17 protein-coding genes are annotated in these 15,512 nt (G+C 52.8%); 4 read left to right on the top strand and 13 right to left on the bottom strand.

The annotated features are described in order from the left end of the window. Positions 1–2: 2 nt before the first annotated feature. Entirely contained in the window at positions 3–302 is a 300-nt protein-coding gene (locus ABT58_RS02590; RefSeq protein WP_146147306.1) for a hypothetical protein, read from the top strand. On the opposite strand, the gene flgL is transcribed toward ABT58_RS02590, so the two are convergent. The 13 genes from flgL to ABT58_RS02660 all read right to left on the bottom strand — a co-directional run bounded on the left by flgL (position 289) and on the right by ABT58_RS02660 (position 13,557). Further along, positions 289–1,479 carry a flagellar hook-associated protein FlgL gene (gene flgL / locus ABT58_RS02595; RefSeq protein ID WP_047872810.1) on the bottom strand — a complete coding sequence of 397 codons (1,191 nt, stop codon included), beginning with the start codon at positions 1,477–1,479 and terminating at the stop codon, positions 289–291. The genes ABT58_RS02590 and flgL overlap by 14 nt on opposite strands. A 15-nt stretch (positions 1,480–1,494) precedes the next feature. After that, the gene (flgK, locus tag ABT58_RS02600) at positions 1,495–3,372 is read right to left on the bottom strand and encodes a flagellar hook-associated protein FlgK (RefSeq protein WP_047872811.1); all 1,878 of its coding nucleotides are present in this window, start codon (positions 3,370–3,372) and stop codon (positions 1,495–1,497) included. 149 nt (positions 3,373–3,521) lie between these two features. Next, positions 3,522–4,571: a flagellar assembly peptidoglycan hydrolase FlgJ gene (flgJ, locus tag ABT58_RS02605; protein WP_047872812.1), complete on the bottom strand. Its 1,050-nt coding sequence runs from the start codon at positions 4,569–4,571 to the stop codon at positions 3,522–3,524. A 33-nt stretch (positions 4,572–4,604) separates the two neighbouring features. Next, complete coding sequence (locus ABT58_RS02610) at positions 4,605–5,666, bottom strand: flagellar basal body P-ring protein FlgI (RefSeq protein ID WP_047872858.1); 1,062 nt, start codon at positions 5,664–5,666, stop codon at positions 4,605–4,607. 42 nt (positions 5,667–5,708) lie between these two features. Beyond that, the gene (flgH, locus tag ABT58_RS02615; protein ID WP_082210914.1) at positions 5,709–6,536 is read right to left on the bottom strand and encodes a flagellar basal body L-ring protein FlgH; all 828 of its coding nucleotides are present in this window, start codon (positions 6,534–6,536) and stop codon (positions 5,709–5,711) included. A gap of 16 nt (positions 6,537–6,552) precedes the next feature. Next, the gene (gene flgG, locus ABT58_RS02620; protein ID WP_047872813.1) at positions 6,553–7,341 is read right to left on the bottom strand and encodes a flagellar basal-body rod protein FlgG; all 789 of its coding nucleotides are present in this window, start codon (positions 7,339–7,341) and stop codon (positions 6,553–6,555) included. 19 nt (positions 7,342–7,360) lie between these two features. Next, positions 7,361–8,110 (bottom strand): flagellar basal-body rod protein FlgF, encoded by a 750-nt coding sequence (flgF, locus tag ABT58_RS02625; RefSeq protein WP_047872814.1) that lies wholly within the window; start codon positions 8,108–8,110, stop codon positions 7,361–7,363. Positions 8,111–8,383: 273 nt separating this feature from the next. After that, complete coding sequence (flgE, locus tag ABT58_RS02630; RefSeq protein ID WP_047872815.1) at positions 8,384–9,808, bottom strand: flagellar hook protein FlgE; 1,425 nt, start codon at positions 9,806–9,808, stop codon at positions 8,384–8,386. A gap of 22 nt (positions 9,809–9,830) precedes the next feature. Next, complete coding sequence (flgD, locus tag ABT58_RS02635) at positions 9,831–10,544, bottom strand: flagellar hook assembly protein FlgD (RefSeq protein ID WP_047872816.1); 714 nt, start codon at positions 10,542–10,544, stop codon at positions 9,831–9,833. 18 nt (positions 10,545–10,562) lie between these two features. Next, positions 10,563–10,979, bottom strand: a complete 417-nt coding sequence (flgC, locus tag ABT58_RS02640) for a flagellar basal body rod protein FlgC (RefSeq protein WP_047872817.1) — start codon at positions 10,977–10,979, stop codon at positions 10,563–10,565. A 3-nt stretch (positions 10,980–10,982) separates the two neighbouring features. Further along, complete coding sequence (gene flgB / locus ABT58_RS02645) at positions 10,983–11,378, bottom strand: flagellar basal body rod protein FlgB (protein WP_047872818.1); 396 nt, start codon at positions 11,376–11,378, stop codon at positions 10,983–10,985. A gap of 412 nt (positions 11,379–11,790) precedes the next feature. Continuing rightward, positions 11,791–12,621: a CheR family methyltransferase gene (locus tag ABT58_RS02655; RefSeq protein ID WP_047872820.1), complete on the bottom strand. Its 831-nt coding sequence runs from the start codon at positions 12,619–12,621 to the stop codon at positions 11,791–11,793. A gap of 18 nt (positions 12,622–12,639) precedes the next feature. Beyond that, positions 12,640–13,557 carry a chemotaxis protein CheV gene (locus tag ABT58_RS02660; protein WP_047872821.1) on the bottom strand — a complete coding sequence of 306 codons (918 nt, stop codon included), beginning with the start codon at positions 13,555–13,557 and terminating at the stop codon, positions 12,640–12,642. Positions 13,558–13,736: 179 nt separating this feature from the next. Here ABT58_RS02660 and flgA point away from each other — a divergent pair, with 179 nt between their 5' ends. The 3 genes from flgA (at position 13,737) to ABT58_RS02675 (ending at position 15,351) form a co-directional block, all read left to right on the top strand. Then, a complete protein-coding gene (flgA, locus tag ABT58_RS02665) occupies positions 13,737–14,357 on the top strand; it encodes a flagellar basal body P-ring formation chaperone FlgA (RefSeq protein ID WP_268248407.1) in 621 nt (206 codons plus the stop codon). A gap of 176 nt (positions 14,358–14,533) precedes the next feature. Continuing rightward, positions 14,534–14,854 (top strand): flagellar biosynthesis anti-sigma factor FlgM, encoded by a 321-nt coding sequence (gene flgM, locus ABT58_RS02670; protein WP_047872822.1) that lies wholly within the window; start codon positions 14,534–14,536, stop codon positions 14,852–14,854. A 68-nt stretch (positions 14,855–14,922) separates the two neighbouring features. Then, positions 14,923–15,351 (top strand): flagella synthesis protein FlgN, encoded by a 429-nt coding sequence (locus ABT58_RS02675; protein WP_047872823.1) that lies wholly within the window; start codon positions 14,923–14,925, stop codon positions 15,349–15,351. Positions 15,352–15,512 lie beyond the last annotated feature (161 nt).

Here is a 15,512-nt window from a genome sequence, read left to right on the forward strand (position 1 = left end):
CTGTGATTGCCCTTAATAACGGTTCAGAAGCAAACACTGTGCCAATATTTGGCAGTGCATTTGTCAGAATATCCCTACAGCGCATACCACATTATTACGCGGTTTTCTCTCGCTATCAGGATGAAGCCGTGCAGGCGGCAAGCCAGAGCGGCAATCGTGGCAATCACGACATAATGGGGCGGCAAAGTGCCCGCCAGCACGAAGAAAAGAAGCGGCAAAGTCATGCCGATAAGGCTGAAAGACCTTGCCTCTTTCTCTTGAATAGAAAAAGCGTTGATGAAAAGCCGCTTAGATATAATTGAACAGGTTCAAATCTTTGGTTTTGGCAAACGCCTGTTGTGAGGCTTGCAGCGCGGTCATGTTCTCGTTCAGTTCAATCACCGCGCTGGCGTAGTCCAAATCTTCCAACGTGCCGCGCGCTTCACTCATCACGATTTTGAAATCCTGATGCATGTCTTCCTGGCGATCCAAGGTTTGCAAACGGGTACCGATCTCTGAGCGGGCGCGGTTAATGTGCTTAAAGCCCTGCGACAACTCTGCCGCCACCTGATGCAACTCTGCCGTCGCGCTGGCGTCGGACACGTCGCTGTCAGCCAATTCAATGCCACGACGGAAGGCATCAAACACATTCACACTATCTTGGCGCGACAAGTTGATGCTGTCACCGCTTTTGATCTCGCCTTCCACCGTCACATCCAAGGTACCAAACTGGATCCCTTTCTTCGGGTCATACGCTTGTGCATCTACCTGCTGGCCATTTTGGAACAACTGGTATGTCATGCCTTGGTCGGTTGCAGAAAAAGAAATGCTGTAAGCGGCAGTATCTTGGTTATTGGTGTTTTTGGCTTGTGACAGCAGCAACAACGAACCGCTTTGCAGATCGTAGTCTGGCTGGTAATCGCCGTACGGATTCGGCACTTCCATAAACAGTTTGTCACCGGCATCATTGACCGGTACCGACACCGCAGCGCCCACTTGCGCCATGCGCTGGTAGCTGTCGCCGGTGTAGCTCACCTTGCCGGTGTTATCACGGAAAAACGGCTGCTTGTCGTATTGGTTACCGGCAAACACATAGTTTCCGGACTCATCTTGACTGTTGACCAAGTTCATGAACGAATCGTACAAGCCTTGCATGTCTTGCTTGTGTGCCAGACGGTCATCGCCGGACAAGGCACCGTTGACCATCATCATGGATTTTCGCTTGGCACCATCCAATAAGTTCTCCACTTCCGTGATGGCCGTTTCTTCGTTATTCAAACGGTTACGGGCAAGTGTGATGGTTTTGATGGATTGGTCGATCTGGGTATTTTGCTGATCGAAATTCTGAATGTAGATAGACGCCACCGGATCATCACCGGCGGTCAGTAAACGCTGGCCTGATGCAAGCTGCTGCTGATTTTCAGCCACGCGCACCTGCTGGCGATTCATGTCATTGGCCACCGATTGGTAATGGTGAAAACTGGCAATACGACCGATCATACGGGGTCAGGCTCCTTAGCGGGCTACATTCAGTAAGGTATCAAAGGTTTCATTGGCAACGGTCATGATGCGCGACGAGGCCATGTAGGCTTGCTGAAACTTCATCATGTTTGCCGCTTCTTCATCGAGGTTGACCCCCGAGATCTCTGCCACGCGGCTGGCAGCGGCTTCGTTTTCCACCGTGCCCACTTCTTTCAGGCGCGCTGCCGAGGCTTTCTGCACACCCATTTCGGTGTTCAGGCCCTGATAGACATCGAGTACGCTGGAGCGGCCTTCATCCATCACTTTGGCACTTTGTAATGCCTGCATGCGCAGCAGGTTACCGTTGTCCCCTTGCGCGGCACGCAGGTTCACGGCAAACACATCGCCCCCTGCAGCCCCTTGCGACAGAGTAAACACGGTACCTTGCACATTGACCTCACCGGATGGCGGATATGGCATCGGATTTTGAAGAATGCCGCCTTTCATATCCAACACGGCGTATTGGGAAGCATCCGGTGAAATGGCGACCTGAAATTCGCTCAGCGGCCCGCGTTGGGTAACGGCAAAATCCGCCTTGCCCTGTACTTGGGATGCCGAGCTTAAGTAACTTTGCGCGGCAATCTGGCTGGGATCTTTCATCGCCACGCTGATGTCTGCCGCACCGGTACGAGTCGGACGCAGCAAGATGTGCTCACCGGCACGCAATGGCGCATCCATTTCCACCCGGAAACCATCCACCGTAAACGCCGGCGGATTGCCACTTGGCATGATTTTCTGGCGCTCACCGTCCGGGGTGACTAAGGCGTGCTGACTGCCATCAAACGAGAGCGAATATTCACCTTTTTTCAAGGCATTCACGTCATCGATATACACTTTCACATCGGCGGTAGAGTCATTCGGCAGCACCACGCGCGAGGCCGCAATCGTCGGATCATTCATGTCACGGAACATGTCTTGACCGACCTGACCGTTTAAGTCCATCCCCTGCTGCTGCAAGCCATTAACCGTATGGGCAAAACCAATGGCCATACGACCAACTTCATCTTGCGCATGAGTCAGGGTTTCATCACGGTACTGAAACAATGCCGCCAGCTTGCCGCCAATGCCGTCGTTACGGATGGTTTTTAATGACTGGCCTTCACGGATCGCCAACTGGGTTTGATGAGAATCCGGCTGGCCGTTCACCATGCGCAGTTCACTGGCTTCAGTGCCCGATACCAGCGTGTGACCGCTACCAATCATGATGTTGAAGGTGTTGTCATTTTTTGGCGTCACCGTTACTTTGGTGTACTCGGACAGCTCATTGATCAGCGCCTGATGGCGATCCATCAAATCGTTATTGGTGGCCGGTGATTTCAACAAAGTCTGATGCACATCCACCAACTCTTTGGCGATGTCGTTCACGCGATTTAGCGTGCGCGACAACACTTCGTTGGTTTCCGATTTCTGGCGTGCCAGCACGTTGTAGTTTTCGTTCAAGCCTGCGGCCACCAGCTTGGCTTTTTCCATCACCACTTTGCGCGAACCCATGTCATTGGGGGAGTCCGACAAGGCTTTCACCGCGTCGTACCAGTTGTTCATATCATCGGGGATTTTTTTCGCGCTGTTCGACAGCATGTTATCCAGACGGCCCAACTGGCTGTCACGCTCATTGGCGTAGCTCAGGTTGGTGGTGGTCAGGTTCAGCTCGTTAGTGGCAAACTGATCGTAGCCACGGCGAACTTCTGCCACATGCACACCGGTGCCATACTGGCTGCCGCCCCACCAAATCGGATCGTTACTTTGCTGCACCACCGACTGGCGACTGTACCCTTCAGTGTTGACGTTATTAATGTTATGACTGGTGGTATTAAGCTGCCGCTGTGCCGTCAGCACACCCTGCGAGCCCATATTGAGCAAGTCAAACGCCATAAAGCCCCCTGAAGGTGAAGAAAAAAGTCAGTAACGGGAAGATCTTAAGCGAAAATCGTGCCAAGTTGGAGGGAAAAGGTGATAAAGCGGGAGGCGAGATCCTAGAACCTAGAATAAAAAAATAACAGCCAGGAACTAGGATCTCGAACCTAGGATCGTTCTTGCGCCATATACCCCTTCACTGAATCCATCACGCCAATGATTTTATCGGCGTATTGCGGATCCGTGGCGTAACCGGCCTGATGGATATTGCGGATAAACTGCTTCGGATCCGCCGGTTGGGCAAGCGCCTCTCCGTAGCGTGGGTTGTCATTCAGGAAACGGACATAGTCGTTAAAGCTGTCCTGATAGTTGGCATACGCACGGAAGGCGGCTTTTTCCTGCACCGGGATCCCTTGATGGAATTCCAAGGTGTTGGTCGCCACTTTGCCGCCGTTCCAACGCGGATCGGCTTTGATGTTAAACAGGTTATGGCTCGAGCCGGCAGCGTTTTTGATCACCTTTTTACCCCAGCCGGTTTCCAATGCCGCTTGGGCAATCAGAACGGCCGGATCAGTACCCAGCGCTTTGGCCGCTTTCTCCGCAAACGGGGTTAAGCGGGCCACGAAATCACGTGGGGAATCAAACATCGGCTCGGCGGCTTTTTTGATGCCATTAACCGAATCGGCTGATGGCGACGAGTTTGCAGGTGAACTTGACGTAGTGGCCGCCGCAAACACGGCTGAGAAGTCTTTCATCGGCATCGGTGAGGTCTCTTCGCTCGCGTGTGCCGATTTGGCTGAAGGCGCAGGCTGCGTGATCGGGCGGATCTCAAACTCATCACCAAGACGCTTCGAGGCGAGCGCACTGTCAGCGGCTTTATCCGCGTCCGTTGACGCTTTCGCGTGATCACTACTGATGCCGCCACCGAGCTGCTCCACAATCAGATCCGCCAACCCCAGTGAGCCAGTGGTGCTGAGTTCACTGGCCATTTGCTCGTCGTGCATCTGTTCAAAGAACTTGCTGTTGCTGCTGCTCATTAAGTCAGATTCAAAGGCTTCATTGGCCTGTCGCATCGACTTAAACAGCATTTGGGTGAAGATCGCTTCAAACTGCTCGGCGGCCGCTTTCAGTGATTCCCCTTGATCGTCCCCAATGCCTGCGCGCAGGCGATCAAGGTTAGCCATGTCATGGATAAAGCCCGGTGATGTGGTTTTCATGCAGCCTCAGTCAGCCTTGTTCAGATAACGTTATTACAAAATGATCAATTGGCCTTCGATGGCGCCGGCTTGTTTCAATGCCTGCAAAATCGCCATCAAATCCGACGGAGCCGCGCCCACTTGGTTGACGGCACTGACCAACTCATCCAGTGTCACGCCCGGTTCAAACTTGAACATGCGGGACTCTTCTTCATTCACCTGCACGCTGGAGTTTGGCAACACCACGGTTTTACCGCCCGACAACGGTGGTGGCTGGCTGGCGCTGTAGTTTTCTTTGATAGAAACCGTCATGCCGCCGTGCGTAATCGCCGCCGGACGCAGCTGCACGTTCTGACCAATCACGATGGTACCGGTACGGGAATTCACGATGATCTTTGCCGCGCCATCTGCCGGATTAAACTCCAGGTTTTCGATGGTCGACAAAAACGCCACGCGCTGGCTCACATCACGCGGCGCACGCACACGTACCGAGGTCGCATCGACGGCAGCGGCCATTTGCGGCCCCAAGAAACCGTTAATCGCATCAGCCATACGCTGGGCAGTGGTAAAGTCCGATTCAAACAGGTTAAAGGTCAGGAAATCGCCTCGCGCAAACGGGTTAGGCACTTCACGCTCAACAATCGCACCGTTACTGATACGGCCGACCGTTGGGGTATTGCCCACCACTTTCGAACCATCTGCACCGGTGGCTGAGAAACCGCCCACCATCAAACTGCCTTGTGCTACCGCATACACCTTGCCATCCAGACCTTTCAGGAAGGTCTGCAGCAACGTACCGCCACGCAAGCTCTTGGCTGAGCCCATGGAAGAGACGGTGATATCGATGGTTTGGCCTTGCTTGGTAAACGCCGGCAAGGTGGCATTCACCGCCACCGCCGCCACGTTCTTGGTTTTCGGTTTGGTGCCCGGCGGCAACTGAATGCCGAAATTCTGCAACATGGCGTTGAAGCTTTGATCGGTAAACGGGGTGGTTTCCCCCGTGCCCGGCAAGCCCACCACCAAGCCGTAACCCACTAACTGGTTACTGCGCACACCGGCCACTTGCGACACGTCTTTGATCCGCGCGGCATGGGCCGAGCCGATCAGCGACATCATCACCACGCCAAGCAATAAGTGCAATTTCACGCTGTTGTCCTGTTAAATACTGGTGTTAAAGAAGCGAGACAACCAGCCTTGCTCTTGAATATCTTGTTGTTCGCCAGTGGCCGAATACTGAATGCGCGCATTGGCCAGGCGGGTCGATAACACATTGTTATCCTGATCAATATCATCCGGACGCAGCGTACCACTCACGCGAATGTATTCTTGTCCGGTGTTTAAGGTCAGCCACTTCTCACCACGTACCAGCAAATTACCGTTCGGCAGGATCTCCACCACTTCAACGGTGATCGAACCCTGAATGCTATTACTTTGATCCGCTGATGTGCTGCCGGCAAATTTGTTAGCATTGCTCATGCCGTACGACAGGTTACGATCGCCAATAGTGACATCTTTGCCGCCCAGCATGACCGGATCCATCGACAGATCCGTCGACTTATCCAGATCTGCACTGGCGCTTTTCTTGGCCTGCGTGCTCTCTTCCAGCAAAATTGTCACGATGTCCCCCAGCCCGCGTGGTTTGGTGTCATCGTACAAATCCTGCATGTGATCCGGGCTAAACAAGGAGCCTGTGGCGGTGGCGTAATGTTCCGGTTTTTCCGGCGGACGGATCGGCGCCCATGCCGGATCGCCCGCTTGCGGATCTTCGCGACGGCGAAGTTTGTCCACTAAACCGTCATCCGGCAAGGTATTGCCTTCGACCGCATCCACGTTGGTGGTCCCGGCGGCCACATCCGATTCTTCTTCCGGCGTTTGCGCACAGCCGGTCATCAGCAACGCCACACAGGCCGCCAGTAAGGCTTGCTTAAGCCACTGCGGGTGAAGGCGAAAGTTGACACATAACGGGTTAACAAATGGCTTTTTCATCATGCTAATCATTACGTTACAGCTGCTGGTTCACGTAGCTCAGCATCTGATCCACGGTCGAAATCACTTTGGAGTTCATCTCGTACACGCGCTGCGCTTCGATCATGTTCACCAGCTCCTCGGTCACGTTCACGTTCGAGGTTTCCAGCATGGATTGACGGATCGACCCCAAGCCCGCTAAGCCCGGCACGCCTTCCTGTGCGTCACCGCTCGCGCCCGTTGGCAAGAACAGGTTCTGACCCACAGGCTCCAAGCCGCCTGGATTGATGAAGCTCACCGTGGTGATCTGGCCCAGCACCTGATTTTCCTGCTGGCCACGAATACGGGCCGACACTTCACCGTCAGTACCGACAGTCACGCCCACGGCGTCTTCCGGTACCACGATTTCAGGCTGCAATACATAACCGGAACCGGTGGTCACCAACTGGCCTTCGGCGTTCAGGGTAAACTGGCCGTTACGGGTATAGCCCATGTTGCCGTCGGGCATCAGGATCTGAAAGAAGCCTTCGCCTTCGATCATCATGTCCATCGCATTGTTGGTGGTCTGGGTGTTACCTTGGGTAAACACTTTTTGTGTCGCCACCACTTTTGAACCCGCACCGACCATCAGGCCGGTTGGCAATTCCGTATCCTGCGTAGACTGACCGCCCGGCTGGTTAATGTTCTGGTAAAACAAGTCTTCAAACACCGCACGGCTTTTCTTAAAGCCCACGGTGGAGGCGTTCGCCAAGTTGTTAGAAATGGTCGAAATATTGGTCTGCTGGGCGTCAAGGCCGGTTTTACTGACCCATAAAGCTGGATGCATCTGAATTTCCTTTTATCGGTTAGCCTAAACGCATCAGAGACGATGACGCGGCATCCATTTCTTCTGCGGTTTTCATGAGTTTGACTTGCATTTCAAAGTGGCGCTGAAGATCGATCATACTGGTCATCTCCCCCACCGCATTAACGTTACTGCCTTCCAGCGCACCGGTCAGCAGACTGACTTCCGGGGACGCATCGTAGGTCTCTCCCGGCACATTGGTCTTGAACAGGCCATCGGTATCTTTAAACAGCGACTGGTTGTTCGGCTTGACCAGTTTGATCTGATCAATCACTTCCATCGCGTCCGGTGGCGCGCCCTGTGGCAGTACCGACACGGTGCCATCTTTGCCGATCTGAATCTTGCTGATTGGAAGAGGAATAAAGATCGGGCCGCCGCTGTCACCCACCAACAAATTGCCGTTGCTGTTTTGCAGCAAACCGGTTTCGTCAATTTTCAGGTGACCCGCACGGGTAAAGCTCTCCTGACCGCCGGCATCCAGCACGGTCAACCAACCGTCGCCTTCAATCGCCACGTCCAGATCGCGCCCCGTGGTCATCACCGAACCTTGGGCAAAGCTCTGCCCCGGACGCTCGGTCATGGCAAAAACGCGACTCGGTAAGCCTTCGCCGTAAGCCTGCATGCTTCGGGCCTGCTCGAGATCGGCGCGAAAACCGGTGGTTCTGACGTTTGCCAGGTTGTTGGCGTGCACTTGCATGCCATACATGTCTTGTTTCGCGCCACTCATGGCCAAATACAATGCACGATCCATTATTGACTCTCCAATCACTATCTGACGATTTTTAAGCAATAATTATGCCATTGATAATGGCTTGTAATGATTCAAGCAATTACCGATGTTGAACGGGGAAAAACAGCAATGAGAAAAAAAAGGAAATGTAAAACGAAAGGAAAGCGACAAAGCGGTGACAATAACCGTCAAAATATTGACAAATATGTCAGGGTGATAGATGGGCAAGATAGAAATAGGCCGCCATTCCGACGAACAGCGGCAAGTTAGACAGGTAATGAGCGGATCGGCAGGCTATCGAATCTGCAGAATCGTCTGCTGCAACTGGTTATCCACTTCCAGCGCACGGGAGTTAGCCTGGAAGTTACGCTGCGCGGTGATCAAATCCACCAGCTCTTGAGTCATGTCGATGTTCGACTGCTCCAGCGTACCACTCTTGATCGAACCAAAGGCACCTTGTGTCGCTTCACCCCAAATCGGTGCGCCAGAGTCCTGACCCACTACCCACTGCGTACCGCCTTTAGACACCAAGCCCTGCTCGTTCGCCACGCGTACCATCGCCACACGGCCCAAGGTCACGTTTTCGCCGTTACTGTAGGTCGCGACAATCGAGCCTTTGCCGTCGATATCCACTTTGGTCAGGAAGCCGGTCGTTGCACCGTCCTCATTAAAACGACGCACTTCAAACGGTGACGCGTACTGGGTTGGATCATCAAACTTGATGTTCAGGGTTTGCGCCTGATCCGCACCGTTCATGTCAACACCCGCACCGCCTTGCTCTGGGCTCAAGCCCAAAGATTGGGTGATGATCGGGTTGCCGTTGTTGATCGATTTCACCGAACCGTCAGTGTTAAATTCAATGTAGTGACCTTGCTGACCATCGCTCGCCACCGGACCATTGGCATCACCCGTGGCCACTTCACCGTCACCTTCAGGTGTCATGTTGATATCCAACGCTTTTTCACCCGAAGCATCGGTCACGGTGTAGTACACCGCCCAACGGTTTTCAGCGCCGGGGCTGGTTGCCCCTTCTACCGGCTGGCCGTTAGCATCCAATGGCAAGGTCGCCGCATCACCACCGTTGTCTTTCACGTAGTAGGTGGTCATCTTGTACGGCTGACCTAAGGAGTCGTACATGGTCAATGAAGTCGATTTGTTGTACGTGCTTGGATCGGTAAAGTCGAAGCGCGCCGGATCTTTGGCAGGCGCAGAAGCCGGTACGTTCACGCCGATATTGATGTTCTGCGATTCACGTGGCTGACCGAACTGATCCGGTACTTTCAGTGACTGGGCTTCGTACGAGCTCACCTGATCAGTGTCTTTGTCCACCTGATAACCCAGCAGGTATTGCCCTTCTGAGTTCACAATCTGGTTGTCTTTGTCCAAATGGAACGCGCCGTTACGGGTCAGGCTGTTGTTCTGCGGCTGCAACTTGTCATCCGCAACGGCAAAGAAGCCGCTGCCCGAAATACGCATGTCCATCGGGTTGTTGGTGTACACACTCGACCCTTCGTGGAACTGCTGTGCCACCACAGAGGTCTGCACACCGCCACCGGTCGTGGTTTTAGCGTTCGAGAAAATCGAGCTCGAGTACACATCACCAAATTCTGCACGCGATTCTTTAAAACCGAACGTGTTGGAGTTGGCGATGTTGTTACTGGTGGTATTCAGATCTTTTTGCGATGCGCCGATACCACTGAGTGAAATGTTAAATCCCATGGGATGATCCTTCTACTGTCCGTTATACCTGACCGACTTCAAGCACGTCGGACAGTTTGAATGGCGAGTCAAATCCCGCCAGGTTGAGCATCACACTGCCGCTGCCATTGCCCAGCAACACACTATTGACGTTGGCATAGGTAGAGACATCAAATTCACGGCTTTCGCCGCCAGAAAGGCCCGCCACTTTCAGGGTGTAACGACCTTCCGGCAACATGTTGCCGCTCTCATCTTTGCCGTCCCACTCAATGCGGTGCTCGCCCGGGGCTTTCGCCCCCATGTCAAAGGTACGCAGCAATTGGCCTTGCTCGTTTTCCACGCGTACCATCATGTTATTCAGCGGCTCTGGCAAACGCACCATACCCGCCATGCCGCCCTCTGCGCTTTTCACGGAGGTCGAGCTTGGGATCAGCACATCACGGCCAACCAATGAGGACGCTTGTAGCGCCTGATTCGACGTCATCGCCGAGTTCAGACTGCCAAATTGTTCGTTCATTTTGCTGATGCCGTCTACCGTGGCAAACGAGGCCATCTGGGCGATCATCTGATCGTTACCCACCGGTTTAAACGGATCTTGCTGCGCCAGCTGTTTGGTCAGCAACGACAGGAAATCTTCTTGCTTAAGCTCGTTCTGGCCGGTGGCTTTCTGGCTTTCCTGCAGCTTTTTCTCTTGCATCCCCTTGAGCTGGTCAAGGTAAGACAGGCCGCTTTGACCGGCGCCTTGAATACTGGTCATCACTGTTACTCCTTACCTTTATTTACCCATCTGCAGGGTGCTCATCAGCATCTGCTTGCTGGCATCCGCGACTTGTACGTTGCTTTGGTATGAACGGGACGCTGAAATCATGTTGGCCATCTCTTCCATCACATTGACGTTCGGCTTGTAGATAAACCCTTCCGCATTGGCCATCGGGTGATCCGGGTTGTATTCAGCGGTCAGTGGCTTTTCACTTTCCACAATACCCAGAACCTGTACCGGTACGCTGTCTTCACGCTGGTAGCTCGCACTGTCGAGTGCGGCAGCAAACACCGGATGACGCGCTTTGTAGGTTTCATTTGCCGAGCTGGTCACGCTGTTGGCGTTAGCCAGGTTACTTGAGGTGGTATTCAAGCGAACCGATTCTGCACTCATAGCAGAGCCGGAGACGTTAAAGATGTTAAACAGACTCATGCATTATTGTCCTTTCAATGCCTTACTCAGGTTTTTGAACTTTGAGCCAAGAAAATCAAGTGACGCCTGGTACTCAATCGAGTTCTGCATGAACAAGTTCTGCTCGAGTTGTGCGTCAACCGTGTTGCCATCACCGGTGTCCGGTTGGGTCGGTACGCGGAACTTCTGCTCCCCGCTCACCTGCGTAGAGGCAGAGATGTGCCGTCCATTGGTACGGCTAAGGCCAATGTTTGCCCCTGAGGTTGCCGCATTCAATGCACGTTGAAAGTCGATGTCTTTTGCCTTATAGCCCGGCGTGTTGGCATTGGCCAAGTTACTTGCCAGTGTTTCCGCACGCTTTGCGCGAACACCCACGGTGTACTGGTGCACACCCAATGCTTTATCAAAAGAGATGGACATATTCTGCCTCCAAAATTCATTGCGAATTAAGAAGCAAAGGTTGTGCCAGTTTTTGAGAAAGATGAAAAGCAGGGACGAAGGGCGAGTTTGCGAGGAACGAGAAAAGGCAGAAGTGAGGAAGAGCGGAAAGGCAGTGGCGGGTTTGCGAGTGACAAGGAAAAGCGGAACCTATGGACCTATGGACCTATGGACCTATGGACCTATGGACCTATGGACCTATGGACCTATGGACCTATGGAAAGTATCAAAGGGAGAATTATCGTGAGTCAATATAAAATGAAAAAGACCCTACAGAAAAACAAACACTTTCGCTTTTGTTCTTCCATAGGGCCTCAGGGCCAAGGACCGCTCTTGCTTTTCCGCTTTTACTCGAAGCGCAGCGAGACCCGTCCCTAGAAACTCGCCCCTGCCCTTACTTCAGCTTATAAATGATCCCCGGATTACAGCGGATCATCTCAAACTTATCGCTCAGGCCGGTCAGGGATTCTGATGCGCCCAGTAGCAGGTAACCGCCCGGGTTCAGGCTCATCGCCATTTGGTTCAGCACTTTGGCTTTCATCTCTGGCGAAAAGTAGATCAGTACGTTACGGCAGAAGATAACATCAAACTTGCCCAACAATGCGTAGCTGTCTTTCAGGTTCTGCGGACGGAAGTTCACCATACGCTTCACCTTGTCGTTCACACGCATGCGACCATCGCCATTGTCCTCAAAGAACTGACGACGACGCTCCGGCGACAAACCACGGCTCAATGCCAAGTTGTCGTACGCGCCAAGGCGGCACGCATCCAACATGGTCTGAGAGATATCCGTGGCGGTGATCTGTACCATGCTGGTCAGTACGCCCGGACGACGCGCCTGCATTTCCAACGCCGTCATGGCGATAGAATACGGTTCCTGACCCGACGAACTCGCAGCTGACCAGATTTTGATCGGACGCTTTGTCGCCGCCAGTTCTGGCAGAATTTTATCGGCCAGCACGGTGTACGGATAGGTATCACGGAACCACAGGGTTTCGTTCGTGGTCATGGCGTCAATCGAGGCAACACGCAGTTCACGGTTACGTCCGGAAATCACCAGTTGTAGCAATTCTGACAGAGAGGTAAGCGAAAAACGGCTGATCAGCGGCGTTAATCGGCTACGCACAAGGTATTGCTTACTGTCACCAAGGACAATCCCACACTGGGCTTCAAGAAAACGGCAAAACTCGCGGTATTCTTGATCATTGATGGTTATGGCTGTCATCTACTACTCAAGGTCTTATTATTTTGGCATTGCCGCTTTTACTGCAGCACCGAGTTCATCGGGATTAAATTTCGGAATGAAGGCGTTGGCACCGACGCGCTCAACCATGGCCTGGTTGAATACGCCACTCAATGAGGTGTGCAAAATCACGTGCATGTCTTTCAATGCCGGATCGTTACGAATTTCTGCGGTCAGGGTGTAGCCGTCCATTTCCGGCATTTCGATATCTGAAATCACCAGCGCCAACTGCTGATGGATATCCCCTTCTTTGGCCATGCTGCGCAACAGGGTAATGGCTTCTTTGCCATCTTTTACCAACACACACTCACAACCAATAGCTTCGATGGCACGCTGTACCTGCTTACGCGCGACGCTGGAATCATCGGCCACAAGCACACGACGGACCGCCGGCAAGCAATCCACCAACTCTTCCAGCACGGTGCCGGTAATATCGGTATTCACTGGCGAAATCTCATCCAGGATTTTTTCCACATCCAGGATCTCCACCAATTCGTTATCAATCTCGGTCACCGCCGTCAGGTAGTTTGCACGGCCTGCACCTTTTGGTGGCGGTAGGATCGATTCCCAGTTCATGTTGATGATGCGCTCAACAGAAGACACCAAGAATCCTTGGATTGAGCGGTTGAACTCAGAAATGATCACAAAGCAGTTATCCAAATCATCGATTGGACGGCCGCCCGTAGCCAAGCTCATGTCAATGACAGAGATGGTTTGACCGCGAATGTGCGCGATCCCTTTCACCAACGGGTGCAGGTTCGGCATGGTGGTCAATTTCGGGCACTGCAGTACCTCTTTGACTTTAAAGACGTTAATTCCGTAACGCTGGCGACGCTGCAAACGAAACGTTAACAGCTCCAGACGGTTTTGCCCCACCAGCTGTGTACGCTGGTTCACTGAATCCAGGATCCCCGACATAAGGATGACTCCGTGTTATTCGTTTTTATTTGTTGATATGTGTTCAATGGGAATTATCATGCTAATTCGCCAGTCAGTATCGAGTGAAACCTGTGATCCAAAGAACAAAATTATCATTCATTTGGTCTTTCATCGGCCTAAGTAGCATTTTCTTTAGCACATTTATTTCAGCTAAGCCGTTGACCTCACAAGAGCAGGTGCAACACGCTGCCGAGCAGTATGTCAGCGCGCAACTGGACCCGCCGCACAATGCGACCTTACACGTCGAAGCCGCCGCGCTGGACAGCCGTTTAAAGCTCACAAGCTGCCCCACGCCGTTGGAGGCCTCGCTGCCTGGCAAACAAAACTTGAGTGGCAATGTCACCGTGTTGATCCGCTGTGACGCCCCGCAATGGCAGGTTTATGTGCCGGTGCGTACACAGTTACTGTTGCCACGCGTCGTCGCGACTCGTCCTTTGGCACGCGGTCATGTGTTAACGCTCAGTGACCTGCATATCCAGCCGGTAGAACTGCGCTTCCAGCGTGGTATCTCGTTTGAAGCACCAGAACAAATCATCGGGGCGCGCATCAAACGCAATGTCCAAATGGGCGATGCGGTGCTCGGTAATGATATTTGTGTTGTTTGTCGCAACGATGTCGTCACCATTCGCGCCGGCAGCAAAGGCTTGAGTATCATGACTAAAGGCGTTGCTCTGTCAGACGGTTCATTGGGTGAACAGGTTCGGGTACAAAACAGCAAATCCAAACGCATCATTGATGCCGTCGTTACCGGCGTGAGTGATGTCAGCGTGGGCTATTAATACACGAGAGGATGCACTATGCTTCCCAATGGGGCCACTCAAAGGCATACATCATACCCCAAAGGATTAGGCTAGGTACCTGAAGTAATAAAACAAAGTTAAATTAACCCTAAAGTTTTTCACTACAGCGCCGACATCAACCCTGTATTTCGATTTTTTGTCCAAGGACTCCGTTTATGGCAAGTATTGACGCGTTTCGATCCGGCCAGCCGCTGACAGCCCGCAACGTCCAGAACACGACGACCGGGTCATCGTCCGCGACCGCCAAAGGCGCCACGCATGCAGCTTCTGCTCACCATCAAAGCGATGCGGTTTCGCTCAGCTCTCAAGGCAAAGCGGTAGGCCAAATTCACCAGCAACTGGCGGCTGAGCCAAGTTTTGACAGTGTGAAAGTAGAAGCCATTAAAAATGCGATTGCCAATGGCAGTTACGTGGTGGATGCAGAAAAACTGGCGGCTAACATCATGAAATTTGAAGATGAACTGCGTGGCATGTAAGGTGCCCGCGCGTTCAATATAAAACACCTTTTGTACAAACCTGTATCAACCATGCCAGCTTAAACACTATGTCTGCGTCATTAGAACAATTACTGTCTTTACAACAGGCCACCTTGGTTTCTCTGTCCCGCTTATTAGAGCAGGAGAAAACCGCGATCGTGGAACGAAAAGCGGCGGATATCGCCCAATTGGCGAACGAGAAACTGGCGTTGATCCACAAGGTGCAACAGCAGGACCATCAGATCGCCAGCCATGCTCAGCGCCAACGTCTGGTCGATGAAGCCACACTGGCAGAGCAAGTCACGCAGATCAAAGCCATTGTCACCCGTTGCAAAGCCATCAACGAAGTGAACGGTGAAGCACTACAACGTGCACAACTGAGCTTTCATAAGCTCAATAACCTGTTCCAGCAAAGCCGTGGCAAACATCAGATGACCTACACCAGCGAAGGCATGGCCCAGAACATTCGCTCGCTGGGTACCAATATCAAAGCCTGATCCTCACTGAGCGCTACATCGACACGGCGCTCCGGCTTGCACTTTCCTTCGCCCTGCCTTTGCTCTTCTCGCGCTTATTCGCCCCGCTTCGACTCGAAACTCGCCTCTGCTCTTTCTCGTCCCGCTCCTACTTAAAACTCGTCCCTGCTCTTACTCGTCCC

It is taken from the genome of Photobacterium aphoticum (assembly GCF_001029435.1).
GTDB classification, from domain to species: Bacteria; Pseudomonadota; Gammaproteobacteria; order Enterobacterales; family Vibrionaceae; genus Photobacterium; species Photobacterium aphoticum.

Bases quoted from the DNA above. Each gene is read 5' to 3' on its own strand.
- flgG (WP_047872813.1), bottom strand. From the start codon at position 7,341: ATGCATCCAGCTTTATGGGTCAGTAAAACCGGCCTTGACGCCCAGCAG.
- flgK (WP_047872811.1), bottom strand. From the start codon at position 3,372: ATGGCGTTTGACTTGCTCAATATGGGCTCGCAGGGTGTGCTGACGGCA.
- flgM (WP_047872822.1), top strand. From the start codon at position 14,534: ATGGCAAGTATTGACGCGTTTCGATCCGGCCAGCCGCTGACAGCCCGC.
- flgD (WP_047872816.1), bottom strand. From the start codon at position 10,544: ATGACCAGTATTCAAGGCGCCGGTCAAAGCGGCCTGTCTTACCTTGAC.
- ABT58_RS02675 (WP_047872823.1), top strand. From the start codon at position 14,923: ATGTCTGCGTCATTAGAACAATTACTGTCTTTACAACAGGCCACCTTG.
- flgL (WP_047872810.1), bottom strand. From the start codon at position 1,479: ATGATCGGTCGTATTGCCAGTTTTCACCATTACCAATCGGTGGCCAAT.
- ABT58_RS02660 (WP_047872821.1), bottom strand. From the start codon at position 13,557: ATGTCGGGGATCCTGGATTCAGTGAACCAGCGTACACAGCTGGTGGGG.
- flgE (WP_047872815.1), bottom strand. From the start codon at position 9,808: ATGGGATTTAACATTTCACTCAGTGGTATCGGCGCATCGCAAAAAGAT.
- flgH (WP_082210914.1), bottom strand. From the start codon at position 6,536: ATGAAAAAGCCATTTGTTAACCCGTTATGTGTCAACTTTCGCCTTCAC.
- flgF (WP_047872814.1), bottom strand. From the start codon at position 8,110: ATGGATCGTGCATTGTATTTGGCCATGAGTGGCGCGAAACAAGACATG.
- ABT58_RS02655 (WP_047872820.1), bottom strand. From the start codon at position 12,621: ATGACAGCCATAACCATCAATGATCAAGAATACCGCGAGTTTTGCCGT.
- flgC (WP_047872817.1), bottom strand. From the start codon at position 10,979: ATGAGTCTGTTTAACATCTTTAACGTCTCCGGCTCTGCTATGAGTGCA.
- flgJ (WP_047872812.1), bottom strand. From the start codon at position 4,571: ATGAAAACCACATCACCGGGCTTTATCCATGACATGGCTAACCTTGAT.
- ABT58_RS02610 (WP_047872858.1), bottom strand. From the start codon at position 5,666: ATGATGTCGCTGATCGGCTCGGCCCATGCCGCGCGGATCAAAGACGTG.
- flgB (WP_047872818.1), bottom strand. From the start codon at position 11,378: ATGTCCATCTCTTTTGATAAAGCATTGGGTGTGCACCAGTACACCGTG.